Origin of the sequence: Nonomuraea africana (genome assembly GCF_014873535.1) — a bacterium.
In the GTDB taxonomy this organism is placed as follows: Bacteria; Actinomycetota; Actinomycetes; order Streptosporangiales; family Streptosporangiaceae; genus Nonomuraea; species Nonomuraea africana.
The window spans coordinates 3,967,646-3,987,559 of sequence record NZ_JADBEF010000001.1; the positions used below are offsets into that span (position 1 = coordinate 3,967,646).

19 protein-coding genes are annotated in these 19,914 nt (G+C 70.5%); 9 read left to right on the forward strand and 10 right to left on the reverse strand.

Annotation, left to right across the window (positions count from 1 at the left end):
• The first annotated feature begins 175 nt into the window (after positions 1-175).
• Positions 176-349, forward strand: coding sequence for a hypothetical protein (locus H4W81_RS18810; protein WP_192776016.1), 174 nt, complete (start codon positions 176-178; stop codon positions 347-349).
• 544 nt (positions 350-893) lie between these two features.
• The gene (locus tag H4W81_RS18815; protein ID WP_192776017.1) at positions 894-1,850 is read left to right on the forward strand and encodes an NAD-dependent epimerase/dehydratase family protein; all 957 of its coding nucleotides are present in this window, start codon (positions 894-896) and stop codon (positions 1,848-1,850) included.
• A 279-nt stretch (positions 1,851-2,129) separates the two neighbouring features.
• Here H4W81_RS18815 and H4W81_RS18820 read toward each other — a convergent pair whose 3' ends face one another.
• Positions 2,130-2,507 (reverse strand): VOC family protein, encoded by a 378-nt coding sequence (locus H4W81_RS18820; RefSeq protein ID WP_192776018.1) that lies wholly within the window; start codon positions 2,505-2,507, stop codon positions 2,130-2,132.
• A gap of 90 nt (positions 2,508-2,597) precedes the next feature.
• Between H4W81_RS18820 and H4W81_RS18825 the strand changes: the two genes are divergently transcribed.
• A complete protein-coding gene (locus tag H4W81_RS18825; protein WP_192776019.1) occupies positions 2,598-2,936 on the forward strand; it encodes an ArsR/SmtB family transcription factor in 339 nt (112 codons plus the stop codon).
• Positions 2,937-3,212: 276 nt separating this feature from the next.
• Here H4W81_RS18825 and H4W81_RS18830 read toward each other — a convergent pair whose 3' ends face one another.
• Positions 3,213-4,217, reverse strand: a complete 1,005-nt coding sequence (locus H4W81_RS18830; protein ID WP_318781813.1) for a phosphotransferase enzyme family protein — start codon at positions 4,215-4,217, stop codon at positions 3,213-3,215.
• A gap of 174 nt (positions 4,218-4,391) precedes the next feature.
• A complete protein-coding gene (locus H4W81_RS18835) occupies positions 4,392-5,570 on the reverse strand; it encodes an MFS transporter (RefSeq protein WP_318781814.1) in 1,179 nt (392 codons plus the stop codon).
• 23 nt (positions 5,571-5,593) lie between these two features.
• Here H4W81_RS18835 and H4W81_RS18840 point away from each other — a divergent pair, with 23 nt between their 5' ends.
• The 3 genes from H4W81_RS18840 (at position 5,594) to mihF (ending at position 7,642) form a co-directional block, all read left to right on the forward strand.
• Positions 5,594-6,754, forward strand: coding sequence for an ROK family protein (locus H4W81_RS18840; protein WP_192776020.1), 1,161 nt, complete (start codon positions 5,594-5,596; stop codon positions 6,752-6,754).
• A gap of 54 nt (positions 6,755-6,808) precedes the next feature.
• Positions 6,809-7,231: a GlcG/HbpS family heme-binding protein gene (locus tag H4W81_RS18845; protein ID WP_192776021.1), complete on the forward strand. Its 423-nt coding sequence runs from the start codon at positions 6,809-6,811 to the stop codon at positions 7,229-7,231.
• Between the two features lie 102 nt (positions 7,232-7,333).
• Positions 7,334-7,642, forward strand: coding sequence for an integration host factor, actinobacterial type (gene mihF / locus H4W81_RS18850; RefSeq protein WP_183659676.1), 309 nt, complete (start codon positions 7,334-7,336; stop codon positions 7,640-7,642).
• A gap of 49 nt (positions 7,643-7,691) precedes the next feature.
• Here mihF and H4W81_RS18855 read toward each other — a convergent pair whose 3' ends face one another.
• Both H4W81_RS18855 and H4W81_RS18860 read right to left on the reverse strand, forming a co-directional pair.
• Positions 7,692-8,339 (reverse strand): response regulator, encoded by a 648-nt coding sequence (locus H4W81_RS18855; protein ID WP_192776022.1) that lies wholly within the window; start codon positions 8,337-8,339, stop codon positions 7,692-7,694.
• Entirely contained in the window at positions 8,330-9,577 is a 1,248-nt protein-coding gene (locus H4W81_RS18860) for a sensor histidine kinase (RefSeq protein WP_192776023.1), read from the reverse strand. Before H4W81_RS18860 ends, H4W81_RS18855 begins: the two co-directional genes overlap by 10 nt.
• Before the next feature lie 181 nt (positions 9,578-9,758).
• On the opposite strand from H4W81_RS18860, the gene H4W81_RS18865 reads away from it, so the two are divergent.
• A complete protein-coding gene (locus tag H4W81_RS18865; RefSeq protein ID WP_192776024.1) occupies positions 9,759-11,000 on the forward strand; it encodes an acyltransferase family protein in 1,242 nt (413 codons plus the stop codon).
• Here the strand turns inward: H4W81_RS18865 and H4W81_RS18870 are convergent.
• Positions 10,975-11,976, reverse strand: a complete 1,002-nt coding sequence (locus H4W81_RS18870; protein ID WP_192776025.1) for a DUF4344 domain-containing metallopeptidase — start codon at positions 11,974-11,976, stop codon at positions 10,975-10,977. The genes H4W81_RS18865 and H4W81_RS18870 overlap by 26 nt on opposite strands.
• 91 nt (positions 11,977-12,067) lie before the next feature.
• Here H4W81_RS18870 and H4W81_RS18875 point away from each other — a divergent pair, with 91 nt between their 5' ends.
• Positions 12,068-14,572, forward strand: coding sequence for a DEAD/DEAH box helicase (locus H4W81_RS18875; protein ID WP_192780893.1), 2,505 nt, complete (start codon positions 12,068-12,070; stop codon positions 14,570-14,572).
• Between the two features lie 143 nt (positions 14,573-14,715).
• Here the strand turns inward: H4W81_RS18875 and H4W81_RS18880 are convergent, their stop codons facing one another.
• Positions 14,716-15,315 (reverse strand): hypothetical protein, encoded by a 600-nt coding sequence (locus H4W81_RS18880; protein WP_192776026.1) that lies wholly within the window; start codon positions 15,313-15,315, stop codon positions 14,716-14,718.
• A 48-nt stretch (positions 15,316-15,363) separates the two neighbouring features.
• On the opposite strand from H4W81_RS18880, the gene H4W81_RS18885 reads away from it, so the two are divergent.
• A complete protein-coding gene (locus H4W81_RS18885; protein ID WP_192776027.1) occupies positions 15,364-15,858 on the forward strand; it encodes a DUF2087 domain-containing protein in 495 nt (164 codons plus the stop codon).
• 23 nt (positions 15,859-15,881) lie between these two features.
• Here H4W81_RS18885 and H4W81_RS18890 read toward each other — a convergent pair whose 3' ends face one another.
• From H4W81_RS18890 to dusB, 3 genes are all read right to left on the reverse strand, one after another.
• Positions 15,882-16,850 carry a TAXI family TRAP transporter solute-binding subunit gene (locus tag H4W81_RS18890; RefSeq protein ID WP_192776028.1) on the reverse strand — a complete coding sequence of 323 codons (969 nt, stop codon included), beginning with the start codon at positions 16,848-16,850 and terminating at the stop codon, positions 15,882-15,884.
• Entirely contained in the window at positions 16,847-18,733 is a 1,887-nt protein-coding gene (locus H4W81_RS18895) for a TRAP transporter permease (protein WP_318781815.1), read from the reverse strand. The genes H4W81_RS18890 and H4W81_RS18895 overlap by 4 nt, the downstream gene beginning before the upstream one ends.
• A 69-nt stretch (positions 18,734-18,802) precedes the next feature.
• Positions 18,803-19,912: a tRNA dihydrouridine synthase DusB gene (gene dusB / locus H4W81_RS18900; RefSeq protein WP_318781816.1), complete on the reverse strand. Its 1,110-nt coding sequence runs from the start codon at positions 19,910-19,912 to the stop codon at positions 18,803-18,805.
• Between the last annotated feature and the right edge of the window lie 2 nt (positions 19,913-19,914).

Genomic DNA, 19,914 nt, shown 5'->3' on the forward strand with positions numbered 1-19,914 from the left:
ACCAGGTCAGAGCCCCAACACCGCCTTCAGTGGGAGCTGCTGCCTGTCGAACACGTCGGGGGAGGTACTTCTTGTCGAACCGGCCGCCTTGACCATCATGGGCACCATAGGGTCACGATTTATGAACAAGGAGTCATCCAACCGGCGCCGAGAGCGCTCGTCTACGGTGGTGGTCATGGACGTTGAGCAGCCCATCGAATACGAGACCGTGCGGCAGCGGTTCCCGTGGGTCGGGCTCGTCTACACCGGTGAGCACGACTTCTCCTCGCGGTACCGCGAGATCATGGCCGAGGGGCGGCGCAACCGCGAGATCGTGGAGGCGATTGACGCGATCCGGCACAGCGCGTGAGCGCGCTGCTCTGCGACTCCGGCGCCCTCATAGGCTTGTTCGACCGTGGTGACCGCTATCACTCGCACTGTACGCGGGTGATCGCCGCGTGGCCCGGGCAGGTTGGTCATCCCGGAGCCGGTGCTCGGCGAGACCTGCAACTTCATCCGCAACCAGATGCGCGGCGGACCCGCTCTCGAGGTCACGTTCCTCAAGGCGATGCTCGACTCGTCAGGTTGTCGTGCAGCCCACGGGCGACCTCGTCGGCGTACCGCTCGTGGTCGAGCTCCAGCAGAAGATCGATGAACTCCCGCTGGACGGCTGACGCCATCGGGTAGCGGGTCTCCGGGTCGTGATACCCCTTCCCGAGCCCGCCGGGAGGCCGGTCGCCACGACCAGGCGGATGCCGCGGAACCGGGTGGTCAGACGGCTGCATCGTACGCAGGAGCTCGGCGCCGCAGACCTAGCTCATGCTCGCCGGCCGGTCACGGTCGAAAGCCGTCCCCGGATCCACCTGGACCAGCTCTTCAGGCCCTTCGTGGTCTCCCTTGTAAGGTCCCTGGCCATGCGGATTCTTGTTCTTGGCGGTACGTCCTTCATCGGTCGCGCCATCGTCGATGACGTCCTGCGAGCCGGTGCCGAGGTGACGTTGTTCGGCCGGGGGAAGACCGGTCCCGAGCTGTTCCCCCAGTTGACCCGGCTCATCGGCGACCGCGACACCGGCGACTACGCGGTACTGCGCGATGGCACATGGGACGCGGTCGTGGACGTCAGCGGCTACGTTCCGCGCCATGTCGCGCAGTCGATGGACGCGCTCGGCGACCGGGTCGGCCGATACCTGTTCATCTCGAGCCACGCGGTGTACCAGCGCACGGGCCTGGGGCCGGGTTCTGACGAGGACACTCCGCGTCGGCCCCCGGTGCGCGACACCGAGGAGCTCGACGACGACACCTACGGTCCGCTCAAGGTGGCATGTGAGGACGACGTGGTGGCCGGGTACGGCTCGCGAGCGACGATCGTGCGGCCGGGAAAGGTGGCCGGGCCCTACGACCCATCGGACACGTTCACCTACTGGGTGCGACGGGCCGCGCAGGGCGGGCGGGTGGCGCTGCCCGCGGACCCCGAGCAGCCGGTGCAGATCATCGACTCGCGCGACCTGGCCCGGTTGGTGGTGCGGTTGCTCGTTGACGAGCGCACCGGCGCGTTCAACGCGGTGGGTCCGGCTGAGCCGACCACGCTCGGGGCGCTCATCGAGACCTGCGCCCGGGTGGCGGGCACCGAAGTCGAGATCGTGCCGGTGTCACCCGACGTGCTGCCACCGCTGTTCCCGCTGGTGCGGCCGAACTGGCCGACGCAGCAGCGTAGCTCGGCGCGCGCCCGTGCGGCGGGCATGCCCGCGACCCCGCTGGAGGTGACGGCGGCCGACGTCTTGGCCTGGGACCGCGAGCGCGGCGAGCCACCCCTCCAGAAGGGTTTCTCTCCAGAGGAGGAGCACGCCCTCCTGGCGCGGCAGGCGCGATAGCGCGAGCTGCATGGGAGTCCGCCAGGCTCCTGCCCGCACGCCATCGGTGATGACCTGCACCTTCCAGGGGAGGCGGCCGCGACCGGACGCGGTAGTCGCAAGCGGATGGTGGTGGCGGCTGGAAGCGGTGGTCGCGACCGGAGGTGGCGATCGTGCGGTCGTGCATCGGGATGAGAGTACCGTCCACGGTCCTCGCCGGTCCTCTGCCAGTCCTTCCACCAGTCCTCGGGTCGCGCCGGGGCGGGCGAGAGTGGGCTTTCGCGTGGGTCTTGGTGCCGCCTACCGTGCCGACTGGGCCTGGACCTTGGTCGCGTCGAACTCCACGTACTCGATGACGGCGCCGCCGGGGTGGCGGATCGTCAGGTTGCGTCCGGTGGGGACCTCGTTGGGGCCGTCGAGCGTCTCGCCGCCCTCTTGCTCGACTACGGCGAAGACCTCGTCGAGGCTGTCGACGATGGTGGTGGCCTGCACGTTGCGGAACGGAGCCAACGCCTCCGGGCTTCCGGCGACCAGCAGATAGCCGCCGATGCTCGCCAACTCGACATCCCGGTAGGCGAAGCGCAGCCCCGGCCGGGAGTCGGTCAGCGCGGCGAAGGTCGGCAGCGCGGTGTCCAGATCGTCGACGTACACGCGAGCGTAGGTGGTGAGGACGGTCATCAATGACTCCTGATCATTTCGGCTTTTCCGAATTATGGAAGTGACTCTACACTCGTCCGTGGACGTCGACGGGTGACCAGGAGAAGCGAGATGCGATCACTACCCCAGCCGAAGGCGACGGACCTGGACCTGGTCGCCGTGCTGCACGCGCTCGGCGAGCCGGTCCGTCTCGAACTGGTGCGGTGGATGGCGGCCGAGGGTGAGGTGCCCTGCAGCCCAGAGCATCTGGACGTCCCGCGCTCGACGCTGTCCAACCACTGGCGCGTCCTGCGGGAGGCAGGCCTCACCTGGACCCGCGCGGAAGGCAAGGCCCGCTACATGACCCTGCGCCGCGAAGACCTCGAGGCCCGCTTTCCCGGCGTGCTGGCCAGCGTCCTGGCCGCCGCCATCTCCTCGGGAACCACCGGCACGGACGAAACCGGGCGCTGACCCAACGCCGGGGTTCCCGTTCACACAGTGGTCCCACGGATGCGCGAAACCGGGCCGCGCCTCGCCAGCCGCCTTGCCCAGGTAGTGGTCGTCCGAAGGAGGCGCGGAGCGGAAGCCGTTGGTCCAGGTGGTGTCTTCCGAAGAGCCCAGGGTGGGGGCCGTCGGTCCGGGTGGTGGTCACTGCACGGGGGAAGCCGGAGCCGGGTCGAGCCGCCTGGTCGCGCAGCACTCCCCCGCCGTGGCGGGCGTCTTACCGGCGCCCGCCGCCGTCGGCCGTCACGGGGTGGCCGTCAGGTAGCGCTCGGCGAGGTCGCAGGTGCCCCTGGTGTACCCGGCGCCGAGCTCTCTGGCGATCTCCACTCCCTGGTGGGAGCCGATCCAGGCGGTCAGCAGCAGCCGTCTGAACAGGATGAACGTCCAGATCTCCCGCTCGTCCTCCGCCGTGAAACGCTCCTCGCTGCGGTAGCCGTCCAGCCAGGAGTCGATCAGCTCGGGCACCACGGGTTCGTGTTCGATGAAGCTCAGCGCCGCCGCCAGGTCGTAGACATGCCAGCCGAACCCGCAGTCGTCGAAGTCGATCACGCTCGGTTCGGGTCCGCCGTCGTCCAGCAGGTTGGCCAGGCGCATGTCGGCGTGGATCAGCCCGAAGCGCTCGGGCCCGTCGCCGTACCGTCCGATGCGCTCGCGCAGGCGATCTTCCAGCCGATCGAGTACGGCACGCGCCTCCGCGTCGACGCCCACGCCGTCCTGCCAGCGTCCCCAGCGCGCCTCCCTGCCGAAGGCCGCGTCCCAGTCCCAGGCGAACCGGGTGAAGCCCGGCGGCCGCCGCCACCGCCGCGCGTGCCTGTGCATGCGGGCGGTGACCGCGCCGAGCTGCTTGAAGCCGTCGACCAGGCGCTCCTCTGGCGGCTCGACGCCCGGCAGGAACTCGAACCGCACCACGTGCCGCGACCTCGGCCCCTGCGGGACGTGGACGACCCTGGCGCCGTCCCTGGCCGGGATCACCCTCGGGGTTCTGACGCCCGCCTCCCCGCGCAACGCGGACAGCCAGGCCAGCTCCGAGTCGATCGCCTCCGCCGCGTGGTAGCCGAGCCGGTGCACCCGCAGGATCGACCGCTCCCCCGTGCTGGGGTCGTCCACCAGGAACGTCGCGTTCTCCGAGACGTTGATCAGCGTGACGGCGGCCGCGGGGGACACGTCGTGGCGGGTGAGCGCCGCCCGCGCCACCTCGCCGACCTGTTCCAGGATGTCGCCCCCGGCAGAGAGATCGTGTAGCTCCACCGGCCCATTGTCCCGTGCCGTGCGACGTGACGGCGGCCCGCCGGAGTCGGCTGGAGGAGCGTGATGGACGGAGCCCGGCCACGTGCCTGCGGCGGCCTCGAGCCGGGCTCGCCGTAAAGATCGGCGGGTTGTGCCCAGAAACCGGAGCGACGAGTCAGAAACCGGAGGAGACGGTCAGGTGGTGGAGGAGACGGTGACTCTCTCGGGGGTGGCGGTGATCGCGCGGATCGCCGGGGTGCCGGCCAGGCCCACGACCGCCGCCAGAACCGCCGGGATGATCAACGCCACCGGCAGTGAAGCGCTCTCCGCCACAAACCCGAGTACCGCCGGCCCCACCAGCAGCCCCGAGTACCCGAAGGCCGTCACCAGCGACAGCGCCTTCCCGACCGAGCCGCCCGCCGCCCCCACCGCGCTGAACACCACGGGTACCACGGTGGCCAGGCCGATGCCGGCGAGCGCCCACCCGATCCAGGCCCCGACGATGTTCGGCACCAGGAGCACCAGCAGGTACCCGGCCGTCGCGAACCCGCCCGCCACCTGGATCGTCCGCACCGCGCCGAAGCGCGCCCTGATCGGGTCGCCGAGCAGCCTGATCGAGGTCATCGCCACGGCGAAGACCGTGTACGCCAGGGGCGCCGCCGCGGGATCGGTGTTCAGGACGATCCGCGCGTGCAGGGCGGCCCAGTCGATCGCCGCGCCCTCGCTCAGATGCCCCGCGAAGGCGACCACGCCCAGGAGCGCGACGAGTCCCCACTTCATCGCGCCCATGCCACCGCCACCGCCCTGCTCCGAGGCGGACGCGGGCCGTCCGGGCAGCAGCAGCCGCGCGGCGGGCAGGAACAGCAGCGGTACCGTCACCGCCGCCCCCACGAGCAGCACCTGGCCGTCCGCGCCGAGCCGCAGTCCGAGGGCGGTCAGCGCGCCCGCGGTCGCGCCGCCCATGCTCCACGTGCCGTGGAAGGCCGAGATGATCGGCCGGCCGTAGGCCTGCTCCACCTCGACCGAGTGGACGTTCATCGCCACCTCGACGCAGCCGAGCCCCAGGCCGAACACGACGGCCGTGACGCACAGCACCACGTAGTTCGGCGCGAGCGCGGGACCCAGCAACACCACCCCCGACGCCGGTCCCGCGATCCAGCACACCCTGCGGCTGGTCCACCGGTCCACCAGGCGCCCTGCCACCAGCATGGACACCAGGGCTCCGAGCGACACCAGCAGCAAGGCCGTGCCGAGTCTGGCAGGGCCCAGGCCGAGCCGTTCGTTGAGGGTCGGCAGTCCCGCCGCCCACATGCCCATGACGAAGCCGTTGAGGAAGAAAAAGCCGAAGACACCGATACGCGCTCTTTTGTTCACGGCTAGAGCATAAACTCTTCTCCATGGATGTGGGAGACCTGCGAGCGCACAACCGGCTGAGGTTGCTGCGCGAGGTCCACGACGGCGGCGCGAGCCGCACACGGTCACAGCTGACGCGCGATCTCGAACTGGCCCGCGGCACGGCGTCGGTGCTGGTCGCCGGGCTGGTCGAGGACGAACTGCTCCAGGAGGAGCCGGCCAAGGAGCACGCCAGGGGCCGTCCGACGCAGATTCCAGGACCGCACCCGCGCGGCCCCCTCGCGCTCGCCGCCGACCTGCGCGAGGACTCGTGGACGATCGCCGCCGGCGAACTGGGCGGCCGCGCGACCGTCCTTGCCACCAGCGGGCACGACGGCACACCCGCCGCGCTGGACGACCTGGGCGCGGCACTGCGGGCGCACCTGGGCCCGCGCGTGGTCGGCGTGGGACTGTCGGCGGCGGGTCCCGTTCGCGAGGACGGCCTGCTGGACATCGCGCACCTGGGCTGGCGCGAGGTCCCCGTGGCCGGGGCGCTCGGCCTGGGCGCCGTCCCGCTGCGGATCGGCAACGACGCCAGGCTCGCGGGGCTGGCCGAGGCGCGCAGGGGCCACCTGCGCGGGGTGAGCGTGGGCCTGCACCTGCACGTGGACTTCGACCCTGGAGGCACGCTGCTGATCGACGGCCGCCCGCTGACGGGAGCGGGCGGTACGGCGGGCGAGTTCGGCCACATGCCCCTTACCGGCGGCGACGACCCGTGTCCGTGCGGGGCGCGGGGCTGCCTGAGCCTGGCGGTCGGCCGCAACGCCCTCCTACGGCACCTGGGACTGCCGGTGGGCCGCGGCCGAGGTCGGCACGAGGCCGAGCGCATCATCGAGGCCGCGGCGAACGGCGAGCCCGCGGCCGTCACGGCCGTCGAGGACAACGCCAGAGCCCTCGGCAAGGGCATCGGCGCTCTGGTCAACGCCCTCGATCCGGCCGCGGTCACGCTGTCGGGGATCGGCGTCGCGCTGACCGGCGAGACGCTCCAGCGTGCCTGTCACGACGCGCTCATGGCGATGCGCAGAGATCGTCCGCCGCCGATCCTGCCCTCGGCGCTGGGCGACAGGGGCCCGCTCGTCGGCGCGATGGAGTCGGTGTTCGACCCCTTCCTGACCCGCGAAGGGGTCGAATTCTGGCGTGCGACACGCCCGAAGAACGAAATGTGACAGAAACCACGATGATCTTGCAACAGGGATACTTCGGACGATACCCATGAGTTCATGAAATTTCGGGATGCGGTGGGGTTGGAGATAGCGCTTCGGATGTGCGAGGCGGCGATCAGGCAGGCGACCAGAGAGGGCGCTCTCGTCTCGGTGGCGGTGGTCGACGCGGGCGGCCACCTGGTGACCTTCCAGCGCATGGAAGGAGCCGAAATCGCCGGTCCTGTCCTGGCTCCAGGCAAGGCCTACACCTCCGTGGCCCACCGCATGACGACCGCCGACCTGGCCCCGCTGGCGGCTCCGGGAGGGGAGCTCTACGGCCTCGCGGGCGACCGCTTCGTGTGCTTCGGAGGTGGCATCCCGCTGTGGGCGGGCTACGGTGAGGGAGAACGCGTGGTCGGCGGTGTGGGGGTCAGCGGAGGCACCGTCGCGCAGGACGTCTCGTGCGCCGAGGCGGCCGCTTCCGTCTGGCGCACGGGCTGAGCGGCGGCTTTCCGCAACAAGAGCCGCCGGCATCCGCCATGATTAGCCGCGACACCACGGGTAACAAAGTCCCGAAGCATTACTCCCCGAGGAGAGATTGAGATGGCACTTCCCACTCTGACCCCGGAGCAGCGCAAGGCGGCGCTGGAGAAGGCCGCCGAGGCCCGCGCCGCCCGTACAGCCCTGCTGGCCAAGGTCAAGGCCGGTGAGCTGACCTTCGCCGACCTGCTGGAGCGCGACGACGACATCGCGAAGAAGATCAAGGTGTCGCAGGCGCTGCGCGCCGTCAAGGGCGTCGGGCCCGCCAAGGCCACCGCGCTCATGGAGGAGGCCGGCGTCGACGAGAAGCGCCGTCTCGGCGGCCTGGGCGCCCAGCAGCGCAAGAAGCTGGTGGACGCGCTCGGGGCTTGATCCCCTCGCGGCCGGTCCGCGACGAGGACCGGCCGCGCGCCTCAACGCCTCAGCTTCGCAGGTAGGCGAGCACGGCCAGCACCCTGCGGTGCTGGTCACCGTCGTCGGCGTAGAGGCCGAGCTTGGAGAAGATGCTGCGGATGTGCTTCTCCACCGCGCCGTCGCTGACCACCAGCTGCCTGCCGATGGCGGGATTCGACTTCCCCTCGGCCATCAGTTCCAGCACCTCCCGCTCGCGCGGGGTCAGCTGGGCGAGCGGATCGTCCTTGCGCCTGCGCACCATGAGCTGGGCCACCACCTGCGGGTCGAACACCGTGCCGCCCGAGGCCACGCGCCGCAGCCCCTCCATGAACTCCTCGACATCGACGACCCTGTCCTTCAGCAGGTAGCCGACCGCGCCACGGGCGTCGGCCAGCAGGTCGTCGGCGTAGGAGACCTCCACGTACTGCGACAGGATGAGCACCGGCGCCCCCGGCACCCTGCCGCGCGCGGCCACCGCCGCGCGCAGGCCCTCGTCGGTGAAGGACGGCGGCATCCGCACGTCGACCACCGACACGTCCGGCTTGAGCGAGGCCACGGCTTCGACGAGGGCGTCACCGTCGCCGACCGCCGCGACCACCTCGCAGCCGAACTCCTCAAGCAGCCTGATCAGGCCCTCCCTGATCAGGACAGCGTCATCGGCCACGACTACGCGCACGGCACCTCCGCCACGATCACTGTCGGCCCGCCCACGGGCGAGTTGACGACCAGCTCGCCGTCGACCGCGCGCAGCCGGTCGGCCAGCCCGGCCAGACCGTGTCCCTTGGCGACGTGTGCGCCGCCAACTCCATCATCCCCGATCGTCAGCATGAGCACGTTCCCGGTGCGGCTGAGCTGGACCGAGCAGGCCGTGGCGCGGCTGTGCTTGGCGATGTTGGTCAGCGACTCGGCGACCACGTAGTAGATCGTGTTCTCGACCGCGGCGGTGTAGCGCTCGGCGGTCTGCACGTCGAGCTCGACGGGCACCGTACAGCGCCCCGCCAGCGCCGCCAGCGCAGGCGCCAGGCCGCGGTCGGCCAGGATCGGCGGGGCGATGCCGCGCGAGAGCGCCCGCAGCTCGTCGAGCGTCTCGCGGGTGGCGGCGATGGCCTCGGCGATCGTGTCGTGCGCGGCGGCGGGGTCCTTCTTGAGCTGCCGCTGGGCGCGGGAGAGCTCCATCGCCAGCGAGACCAGGCGCTGCTGGGGTCCGTCGTGGATGTCGCGCTCCAGCCTGCGCAGCGCGTCCGCCTCGGCGGAGACCGCGGCGGCCCGGCCCTCGGCCAGATCGTCGATGCGTTCTTGCAGCTCGGCCACGCTGGTCAGCAACGCCCTGCCGAGACCTGAGCGCAGCAGCGCCGCCCCTCTCACCATGAGCGGCGTGAGCAGCAGCCCCAGCACACCGATCGCGAAGTAGAAGGTCGCGTTGACCAGGTAGCCGTCGCCCAGGCCGAGCAGCTCGGGCAATTCCTTGTTGCCAGGGATGCGCGAGGTGATCGCGACCCACAGCGGAGAGGTGAGGCCGGCGATCGTGATCGCCCAGAACACCACGGTCACCACGAAGGTCACGATGGCGACGGGGAAGTTGACGATCCCGTGCAGCAGGTCGAGCCACGACTGGCCGATGGTCAGCGGGTTCACGAAGCGGCGGAAACGTCCCGCGCCCTCGGGCGCGGCCTTGTAGCGGGGCCGGACGGCCGGGCGGTTCAGCACGTCGGACAGCCAGCCGCGCTCCACGTCGGCGAAGCCCCTGGCGATCAGCAGCGTGCCGCTCAGGATCGGCACGCCGAGCCACACCACCACGGTGCCGCTCCCCGCGGAGAAACCCGCCAGCAGCACGATGAAGGCGATCACGGCCGTGGGGAAGCCGACCAGGAGGTAGCGCGTGTCCAGCAGGACACGCCTCGTCAGGGAGCGCATGGCATCACGCTACGTGTCTGGCAGCTCCGTCTCGACCCTGCGGGCAGGCGTCAGGGGGTAGGGCCAGCCCTACCCTCCCCGGTAGTGCGATCTTGACCTGAAGACGGCGGACCGCGTCACTGTGCGCGCGGCCGCGAAACGGAAGCCTTGGGGGCATCACCCCGCGAAACGAGGCTCCCCCATGACCATCCTGCTCGACCGACCGGCGGCACCGGTCAAGACAAGGGACACCTTCATCGACGTCCTGAGGATCGCCGGGATGGCCCTGGTGGTGCTCCAGCACTGGACGATCCCCGTCCTGGCCTACGACGGCGCCCGCCTGACCACGGGCAACGCGCTGTCCATGCCGGGCGTGTGGGTGATCACCTGGATCAGCCAGGTCATGCCCCTGGTGTTCTTCGCCGGCGGCGCGGCCAACGCGATCAGCTTCCGCCGCGCGCACGGCACGGCGCCCGCGTGGCTGGCCGTGCGGCTGCGGCGGCTGGCCTGGCCCGTGCTGCCGCTGGCGGCGGTGTGGATCCCGGTTCCACAGGTGCTGGCGGCTCTGGGAGTGCCCGAGCAGCCGCTCGAGGTGGGCTCGCGGCTCACCGGGCAGCTGCTGTGGTTCCTGGCCGTGTACCTGATCGCCGTCACCGCGACGCCGCTGATGCTCAGGCTGCACGACAGGTACGGCTGGCTGGCGCCGCTGGCGCTGGCGGGCGGCGCGGTCGGCACCGACCTGGTCAGGTTCGCCGCGGGCCTCGACGCGATCGGCTACCTCAACATCCTGTTCGTCTGGCTCGCCGTCCACCAGCTCGGCTTCCTCTACGCCGACCGGCGCCTCAGGCGGCCCGGGCTGCTCGCGGTGACGGGGTTCGGCGCCGCCGCCCTCCTCGTGGCCTTCGGGCCCTACCCGGGCAGCATGATCGGGCTGCCGGGGGCCGAGGTGTCGAACATGGCGCCGCCCACGCTCGCCATGCTGGCCGTCGGCCTGGGGCAGGTCGGGCTCGCCACGCTGCTGCGGCCCTGGATCACCCGGCTGCGCACCGACCGGCTGCTCGCCTGGGCGGGGCCCAGGATGATGACCGTCTACCTGTGGCACATGCCCGCGCTGTTCGCGGTGACCGGCGTGGTGGTCGTGGCGCTGGGGGCCGACACCCCCACGCCGGGGAGCATGGGGTGGCTGCTCGGCTGGCCGGTGTGGTTCGGGGCGCTCTGCCTGGTGCTCTGGCCGCTGCTGCGCGGCTTCGCGCGCTTCGAGGAGCCGCCCGCCCTGCCGTACGGCAAGGCCACGTGGGGCACCTCGCTGACGGCGGCGGCGCTGGTCGGCGGCGGGCTCCTGGGCCTGACCTGCTACGGCTTCGCGCCGGGGATCGCGCCCGTCGTGTCGACACTGGCCATCGCGGGAGGCCTGCTGGTCACCACCCCCCGCGCCCGGCTGTGACCGTCGGCGTCGGCGCCTGTGTCGGTGCTTGTGTCGGCGCCTGTGTCGGCGTCGGTGCCTGTGTCGACGACTGTGTGGGCGTCGGCGAGGGGGTGCCGCTCGGCGGGTCGTCGCGCAGGTGCGGCTTGAGCAGCGTGGCCCACGCCTTGGCCATCTTGGCGTACTCGTCCTCGCAGCGAACCGCCCGGTCCACCGGCAGGGAGCCGTCGGCGACCAGGGGCAGGAAGGCGTTGTGGTTCGAGCCGTACAGGTAGCACATGACGTTGTAGTAGCGCTGGCCACTCAGCGAGTGCTCGTCGGCGAAGACGCCGGGGTCCAGCGGTCCCGACTCCTCCTGCTTGGACATCCTGCCCCACGCCTCGATCGTGCTGATGATCGAGCCGTAGTCCTTGTCGTTCTCGGCCTCGGTGATGAGCACCAGCGCCGACAACTGGTCGACGGCGTCCTCCTCCCTGCCCGTGGCCGGCAGGTCGTAGAGGTCGATCAGCGCGTGCCCGAGCTCGTGGAAGAAGATGCCGTTGAGCGCGCCCACCACGTGCTCCTCGATCTCCTGCGCGGTGGGCTTCTGCTGCCCCTCCACCGGCACGGCGAACAGCTGCGTCAGGTAGTCGACCATCTCGTAGCACATGGTGATCGTCCGCTCCTCCTCGTCGTAGAAGGCGTTCACCATGTCGCACTGCTTGCCGATCACCTGGATGTCCTCCGGCGGGATGAACCCGTCGTTGGCCGTCTCGGCCCACTCCTGGATCAGGTGGTGCTCGCGCATGGCCTTCTCCGCGGGGAGCAGCGCCCGGTCCTTGGGCTTCCGGTAGATGGGGACGAACGCGAACGTGGGCGTCGCGCGCGGCGAGGGGCTCGTCGGCGCGGCGGACGTGACTGTGGCGGTGACCGTGGTCTCCCGCGGGGCCGGCGCGGTGGTTCCGCACGCGGCGAGCACGACGGCCAGTGTGACGGCCACGAGCGGTCGAGGTCTCATCACTCTATGAAATCAAATGACTACACAGAGCGAAGCATCGGGCGGCTCCTGACAAGATCTCGTTAACGGGTTGGCCGCCGTCCTTGGCAAGATGGAGAAGGTGAGCCTCATAGACCGCCTTCCCGAAGAGATCGACGCCGATCCCGATGCCATTTTCGACGCGTTCGTCGCGTGGAACTCCGAACGGGGGCTCACTCTCTACCCCGCCCAGGAGGAGGCGCTCATCGAGGTGGTCTCCGGCAACAACCTCATCCTGGCCACCCCGACGGGCTCGGGGAAGAGCCTGGTGGCGGCCGGGGCGCACTTCACCGCGCTGACCCGCGACCAGCGCACCTTCTACACCGCGCCGATCAAGGCGCTGGTGTCGGAGAAGTTCTTCGATCTGGTGGCGCTGTTCGGCACCGAGAACGTCGGCATGATGACCGGCGACGCCAGCGTCAACCCCGGCGCCCCGATCATCTGCTGCACCGCCGAGATCCTCGCCAACGTCGCCCTCCGCGACGGCGCCGCGGCCGACATCGGCCAGGTCGTCATGGACGAGTTCCACTTCTACGCCGAGCCCGACAGGGGCTGGGCGTGGCAGGTGCCGCTGCTCGAGCTGCCCAACGTGCAGTTCGTCCTGATGTCGGCCACGCTCGGCGACGTCGCGATGTTCAAGGACGACCTCACCCGCCGCACCGGCAGGGAGACCTCGGTGGTCAAGCACACCGAGCGCCCCGTCCCGCTGGTGTACTCCTACCGGATGACGCCCCTGCACGAGACGCTCGAGGAGATGCTCAGCACCGGGCAGGGCCCCGTCTACGTGGTGCACTTCACCCAGGCCGCCGCCATGGAGCGGGCCCAGGCGCTCATGTCCATCAACATGTGCTCCAAGGCCGAGAAGGAGGCCATCGCCGCGATGATCGGCGGCTTCCGCTTCACCACCCGCTTCGGCCGCGCGCTGTCCCGTCTCGTGCGCCACGGCATCGGCGTCCACCACGCCGGCATGCTGCCGAAGTACCGCCGCCTGGTGGAGCGCCTGGCCCAGGCGGGCCTGCTGAAGGTCATCTGCGGCACCGACACGCTCGGCGTCGGCGTCAACGTCCCGATCAGGACCGTGCTGTTCACCGCGCTGTCGAAGTACGACGGCAACAAGGTGCGCCGCCTGCGCGCGCGCGAGTTCCACCAGATCGCCGGACGAGCGGGCCGCGCGGGCTTCGACACGATCGGCTACGTGGCCTGCCAGGCTCCCGAGCACGACATCGAGAACGCCAAGGCGCTCGCCAAGATCGGCGACGATCCCAAGCGCCGCCGCGGCTACGCCCGCAAGAAGCCGCCGGAGGGCTTCGTCGGCTGGAGCGAGGAGACCTTCGAGAAGCTGCAGACGGCCGAGCCCGAGCCGCTGGCCTCCCGCTTCAAGGTCAGCAACGCCATGCTGCTGGCCGTCATCAACCGGCCGGGCGACTGCTTCGCCGCGATGAAGCACCTGCTGACCGACAACCACGAGGACCGCAAGTGGCAGCGGCGGCACATCAGCCAGGCCATCGCGATCTACCGCTCACTGCTGGCGGGCGGCGTGGTCGAGCAGCTGCGCGAGCCCGACGAGCAGGGCAGGCGCGCCAGGCTCACCATCGACCTGCAGGAGGACTTCGCGCTCAACCAGGCGCTGTCGACCTTCGCGCTGGCCGCCTTCGACCTGCTCGACGCCGAGTCGCCCAGCTATGCCCTCGACATGGTCTCGATCGTGGAGTCCATCCTCGACGACCCGCGCCAGGTGCTCTCCGCCCAGCTCAAGAAGGCCAGGGGTGAGGCCGTCGCGGAGATGAAGGCCGACGGCATCGAGTACGAGGAGCGGATGGAGGCGCTGCAGGAGGTCATGTACCCGATGCCGCTCGAGACGCTCCTGCTCGGCGCCTACGAGACCTACCGGCGCGGCCACCCGTGGGTCGCCGACTACACCGTCAGCCCGAAGTCGGTCGTCCGCGACATGTACGAGCGGGCGATGACGTTCACCGAGTACATCCAGCTCTACGACCTGTCCAGGTCGGAGGGGGCGGTGCTGCGCTACCTGGCCGACGCCTACCGCACGCTGAGCCGGACGATCCCCGAGCACCTGAAGACCGACGACCTCGTCGACCTCATCGAGTGGCTCGGCGAGCTGGTGCGCCAGGTCGACTCCTCACTGATCGACGAGTGGGAGAAGCTCAGCAACCCGGAGGCGGCGCTGGAGGAGTCGCAGGCCCTGGAGACCAAGGTCAGGCCCGTCACCGGCAACCCGCGCGCCTTCAGGGTGCTGGTCAGGAACGCGATGTTCCGCCTGGTCGAGCTGTGCGCCGTGGAGAAGGAGGCGGAGCTGGCCGAGCTGGCCCCCGACGTCGACTGGGGCGCCGCGCTCGACGCCTACTACGACGAGCACGAGGAGATCCTCACCGACGCCGACGCGCGCGGGCCCGGCCTGCTGCGCATCACGGAGGAGAAGGAGCTCTGGAAGGTGCGCCAGGTCGTCAAGGATCCCGCTGGCGACGGCGACTGGGGCATCGACGCCCAGGTCGATCTGGCCGCCTCCGACGAGGAGGGCCGCGCCGTCCTGCACGTCACCGGCCTGAACCGGCTCTGACGCCGGGGCGGGCGCCCCGCTCAGGAGCGGTGATCGACGTGTGCCGGAACGGACTGGCAAGGACGCTCCGGCACACGTCTCCTCCTAGGGTCTCCGGCGAGACCTCGCGATCGTGTCATGATCACGTCTCAAGGTCGTGACAATCAGCACGAGGCGATCGAGCAGATCTTCCCGAGGATCTTCTTCGCGTCCTTGGTCTGGGCCGCGAAGTCGGCGGCCGCGGGCTTGCCCCACTCCCCCGCCTGCGAGTAGAGCACCAGCGCGTTCCCCCTGCGGGCCACGATCGCCCTCTCGCCGCCGATCGCCGCCCTGCGACCGTCGTAGCTCTGCCCCGTCACCGCGAGCCCGTCGTCCCCGAGCGCGGCCTTCCTGCCCGAGTAGCGGTAGTCGGGCCCGTCCGACTTGATCGTGGCGCAGGTCCGCAGCGCGGCGCGCAGACCCGCCATCGCCTGCGTGGCGAGGTCGGCGGAGGAGAAGAGGATCACCTGCTCCGACTTCTGGAAGTCGGGCACGGAGGTGTAGACGATCGTGCGCGCCGCCACCCTGCCCGCCGAGGCGAGCGCGGCCTTGTCGCACGGGTTCACGGTCAGCCGCGCGCCCGTGCGCCGGTTGACGGACCAGTTGGTCTCGGGGTTGTCGTCCTTCGTGGCCGCGGCCTTCTCCCAGAGCAGGAAGCCCTTGGGGATGGCGGTCGCGGGAGCGGCGGTGAGCGCGAGCGCCCCGGCGAGCAGCAGGTTGGTCATCACGCAGGATCAGACGGTCAAGGTCGTCGAATGGTTCAAAATAGCGTTATGAACGACGAAGAGATCCGGCGGGTCCTCGGACTCCTCCACCAGGACGACACGCTCAGGGCTTTCGCCGCGCTGGTGCTCGGACAGCGCCCCGAGCAGGACGAGGAGTGCCTGGAACGGCTCGGGCGGGGCGGGCTCGCCGTCAGGGGCGAGGACGGGGGCTGGCAGGCGCGGCCCGAGCGCTTCCGCGAACTGCTGAAGTCCGTGGCCCCGCCCCCGCGCCGGCTGACCGGCGAGGAGCGGGTGCTGGAGACCTTCCTGGTCGACGGACGGCTGAAGGAGATCCCCGCCAAGTGGGAGAAGCGGCAGATCGTGCTCCGCCACATCTCCAGGGTGTTCGAGCCGGGCGTCCGCTATCCCGAGAAGGACGTGAACGTGGCGCTGCGCGCCTTCCACGACGACTTCTCCGCGCTGCGCCGCTACCTCGTCGAGTCGGAGCTGCTGTCCAGGGAGGCCAACGTCTACTGGCGCAGCGGCGGCCCCGTGGACCTGTAGTCCAGCGCGGCCGCCGCCCTCAGTCAGCCGCCGAAGTACTTCTTCGAGCCGTCGTGCAGCTGCACGGGCTCGGTCTTGGGCGCCGTCTCCTTGGAGATCTCCGAGGCCGCCTTCGAGACGGCGACCAGGTCGGCCTTGTGGTCGAAGATCAGCTTGGTGATGCTCTCGGCCAGCGCCGGATCCATCGACTCGTTGACCACCAGCAGGTTGGGCACCACGACCGTGTCCACGTCGGCGGGCGCCTGGTAGACGTCCTTGCCGATCGTGCCCGCCGCGTAGACCTGCCCGTGCTCGGCCTGGAGCTTGGGCAGCACGTCGGCGAGCGGCACGAAGACCGCGTCCTCCTTCAGGTTGGTGGTCAGGTCGGTGATGCCGGGCGTGGGCAGGCCGCCCGACCAGATCAGCGCGTCGAGCCCGCCCGACTTCATCGCGTCGACGCTCTCGGGCAGGCCGAGCGCCTGCCTGGTGACGTCCTTGTCGGGGTCGAGGCCGGCCGCCTTGAGCAGGCGCAGCGCGATCACCTCGGTGCCCGAGTTGGGCGAGCCGGTGGAGACCCGCTTGCCCTTGAGGTCGGCGATGCTCTTGATCCCCGAGTCGGCGGTGGCCACCACCTGCGTGTAGTTGTTGTAGAGCCGGGCGATCGCCCTGATCGGCTGGGGCGAGGTGAAGGCGCCCTTGCCCTGCACCGCGTCGGCGGCGGAGTCGGCGAGGGAGAAACCGATGTCGGAGTCGCCCTTCACCACCCGCTGGATGTTCTCCACCGACGCGCCCGTCGCCTCCGCCGTGGCCTCGTACCCCGGCAGGTTCTTGCTGATCAGGTCGGCCAGGCCGCCGCCGAGGATGTAGTAGACGCCGGTGGTGTTGCCGGTGGCGATCGACAGCCGCTTCCCGCCTCCGGGGCTCTCCTGGGCCCGCTCGGCGCCGCGGTCGCCGCCGCAGCCGGTCAGGGCGGCGGCCAGGGCCGCCGCCACCACTATGGACAGAACCCTCATGTTCGTCTCCTCACTAGATGGACGGCCAGCGCCAGCAGGGCAAGACCCGCCCCGATCGCGATCGGCACCGGCGACAGGACCAGAAGCAGCAGCGCGGCCACCCCGCACAGCACCCGCTCGACAGGGCCCGCCAACCCGCCGGTGGCCACGGCGAGCACCACGACCGCCAGCGCCGAGGCGGCGAACGTCCAGGCGATCTGCCAGGGGGTGCCCTGTCCCAGCAGCGCCCCGCCCGCGGGCGTCAGCACGAAGGCGAACGGCACCAGGAAGGCGGGCAGGGAGTACTTCCACGTCGCGATCATCGTCCGGTAGGCGTTGCCGCCGGTCAGCGCCGAGGCGGCGAAGGCCGACAGCGCGGTCGGCGGGCTCACCTCGGACAGCACCGCGTAGTAGAAGATGAACATGTACGCCTCGGGGAAGCTCACCCCGAGCTTGGTCAGCGCGGGCCCGATGATGACCGCCGCGATGACGAACGACGCGGTCACCGGCACGGCGAGGCCGAGCAGCAGCACCGCCACCGCGCACATGACGGCCGTGACGATCAGGTTGCCGCCCGACAGGCCGACGATGAGCGAGCTGACCTTCAGCCCGAGCCCCGTCAGGGTGACGACCGCGACGATCGTGCCGGCCGCCGCGCAGGTCGCCGCGACGGGCAGCACGCCCTTGACCCCCGCGGCCAGCGCCTCGGCGGCCCTGCGCGGGGTGAGCGCGTGCTCGCGGTCGAGGAAGGACAGCGCGAAGGCCAGCAGCGTCGCGTAGACCACCGCGCGGAAGGGCGACTGGCCCAACGCCATGAGGATGACGATCACGAAGAGCGAGCTGAAGTGGTAGCCGAACCGCTTGACCAGCGGCCACAGCCGGGGCGCGTCGACCTCGACGGCATGCGTGCCGTACTTCCTGGCGTCCATCTCGATGGCCAGGAAGATGCCCAGGTAGTAGAGCACGGTCGGGATGGTGGCGTAGAGCAGCACCTGCAGGTAGCTGACCCGGAGGTACTCGGCGATGATGAACGCCGCGGCGCCGAGCGTGGGCGGCGACAGGATCGCGCCGATGCCCGAGGCGGCCAGCACGCCGCCGCCATGCTCCCTCGGGTAGCCGGCGCGCTTGAGGATCGGCCACGCCACGCTGCCGACGCTCACCGTGGTGGCCACGCCCGAGCCGCTGACCGTGCCGAGCAGGAACCCCGCCATGGTGACCGTACGGCCCGGAGCCGACCGCGACCTGCGGAAGGCGGCCATCGACACGTCCACGAAGAACTTGCCCGCGCCGGAGTGGTCGAGCACGGCGCCGTAGATGGTGAACAGGATGATGTAGGTGGCCGCCACGTCGAGCGGCACGCCGTAGACGCCCTCGGTGCCCATGGTGAACGCGACGATGACGCGGTCGAGGTCGTAGCCCTTGTGCCCGATCGACCAGCCGACCGGGATCCAGCCGCCCCAGTAGGCATAGGCGATGAAGACCAGGCAGACCGCGGGCAGGATCCAGCCGACGGTCCTGCGCGCCGCCTCGAGCACCAGCACCGTGATCGCCAGCCCGGCCGCGATGTCGAGCGTGGTGGGGTCGAAGGCCCGCCTGATGAACTCGTCGAAGACCACGAGCGGGTAGAGGCAGGCCACCAGCGCCAGCGCGGCCAGCAGCCAGTCGAGGATCGAGGGCCGCTCCCTGTCGCGCCCGAAGCACACGAACACCAGCGGCAGCACGACCGCGAGGAACCCGATCCGGTACGGCTGGAGGGCCCCGGGGAAGAACGTCCACCACAGGACGTACAGCGCCAGGCCCAGCGAGATGACGGTGACGAGCGCGGAGATCCGGCCGCCGAGCTTGCGCACGGGCCGTTCGGCGTCGTATTCGGCGATCAGTTCCTCGGTGGAAGAGGCGCTCACGGTGGGCAAGTTACCCACGTGCACCGACATAAAGTCAAGAGATCGTTTGACGGGGGTCAGGGCGGGGCCCTAGCCGCCTGAGATGTCGGACTCCGCGTCCTCGGGCACCACGCAGTCGTAGGGGTCGTCGAGCCAGCCGTCCGGCAGGTGCACCCGGTCGCGCTCGCCCGACTTGCCGCGGGGCGTGTCGGTGTTGGGCGGCCACGGCTGGTCGCGATCGAGCTTGGCCAGGCTCGCGCGCAGCCCGTCGAGCGACTCGGCCGTCGCGAGCTCACGCCGCAGCTCGGCGCCGACCGTGAAGCCCTTCAGATACCAGCCGACGTGCTTGCGGAAGTCGGCGATCGCGTAGCGCTCGATGTCGAAGCACTCGGTCAGGCCCTCCGCGTGCCTGGCCATCGTGTCGGCCACCTCGCCCAGCGTGGGCCTGGCCCGCTCGGCGCTGCCGTTGAAGGCGTTCTCCAGGTCCTTGAACAGCCACGGCCTGCCCAGGCAGCCCCGCCCGACCACCACGCCGTCGCAGCCGGTCTCGGCCACCATGCGCAGGGCGTCGTCGGCGCTCCAGATGTCGCCGTTGCCGAGCACCGGGATCTCGGTGACGGCCTCCTTCAGGCGCCTGATCGCCGCCCAGTCGGCGACGCCGCCGTAGTGCTGCCTGGCCGTACGGCCGTGCAGCGCGATGGCGGACACGCCCTCGTCCACCGCGATGCGCCCGGCGTCGAGGTAGGTGAGGTGGTCGTCGTCGATGCCCTTGCGCATCTTCATCGTCACGGGCAGCGCGCCCGCGTTGCCCACGGCCGCGCGCAGGATCCGGCGCAGCAGGTTGCGCTTGTACGGCAGCGCCGACCCGCCGCCCCTGCGCGTCACCTTGGGCACGGGGCAGCCGAAGTTGAGGTCGATGTGGTCGGCGAGGTCCTCCTCGGCGATCATCTTCGCCGCCCTGCCGACGATGTCGGGGTCGACGCCGTAGAGCTGGATGCTCCTCGGCCGCTCGGAATCGGCGAACCTGATCATGCGCATGGTCTTGGGATTGCGCTCGACCAGGGCCCTGGTCGTGATCATCTCGCACACGAACAGACCGGCGCCCTGCTCGCGGCAGAGCACCCTGAACGGCGCGTTCGTGATGCCCGCCATCGGTGCGAGCACCACCGGCGGCCACACCTCAAGGGGGCCAATCTTCACTT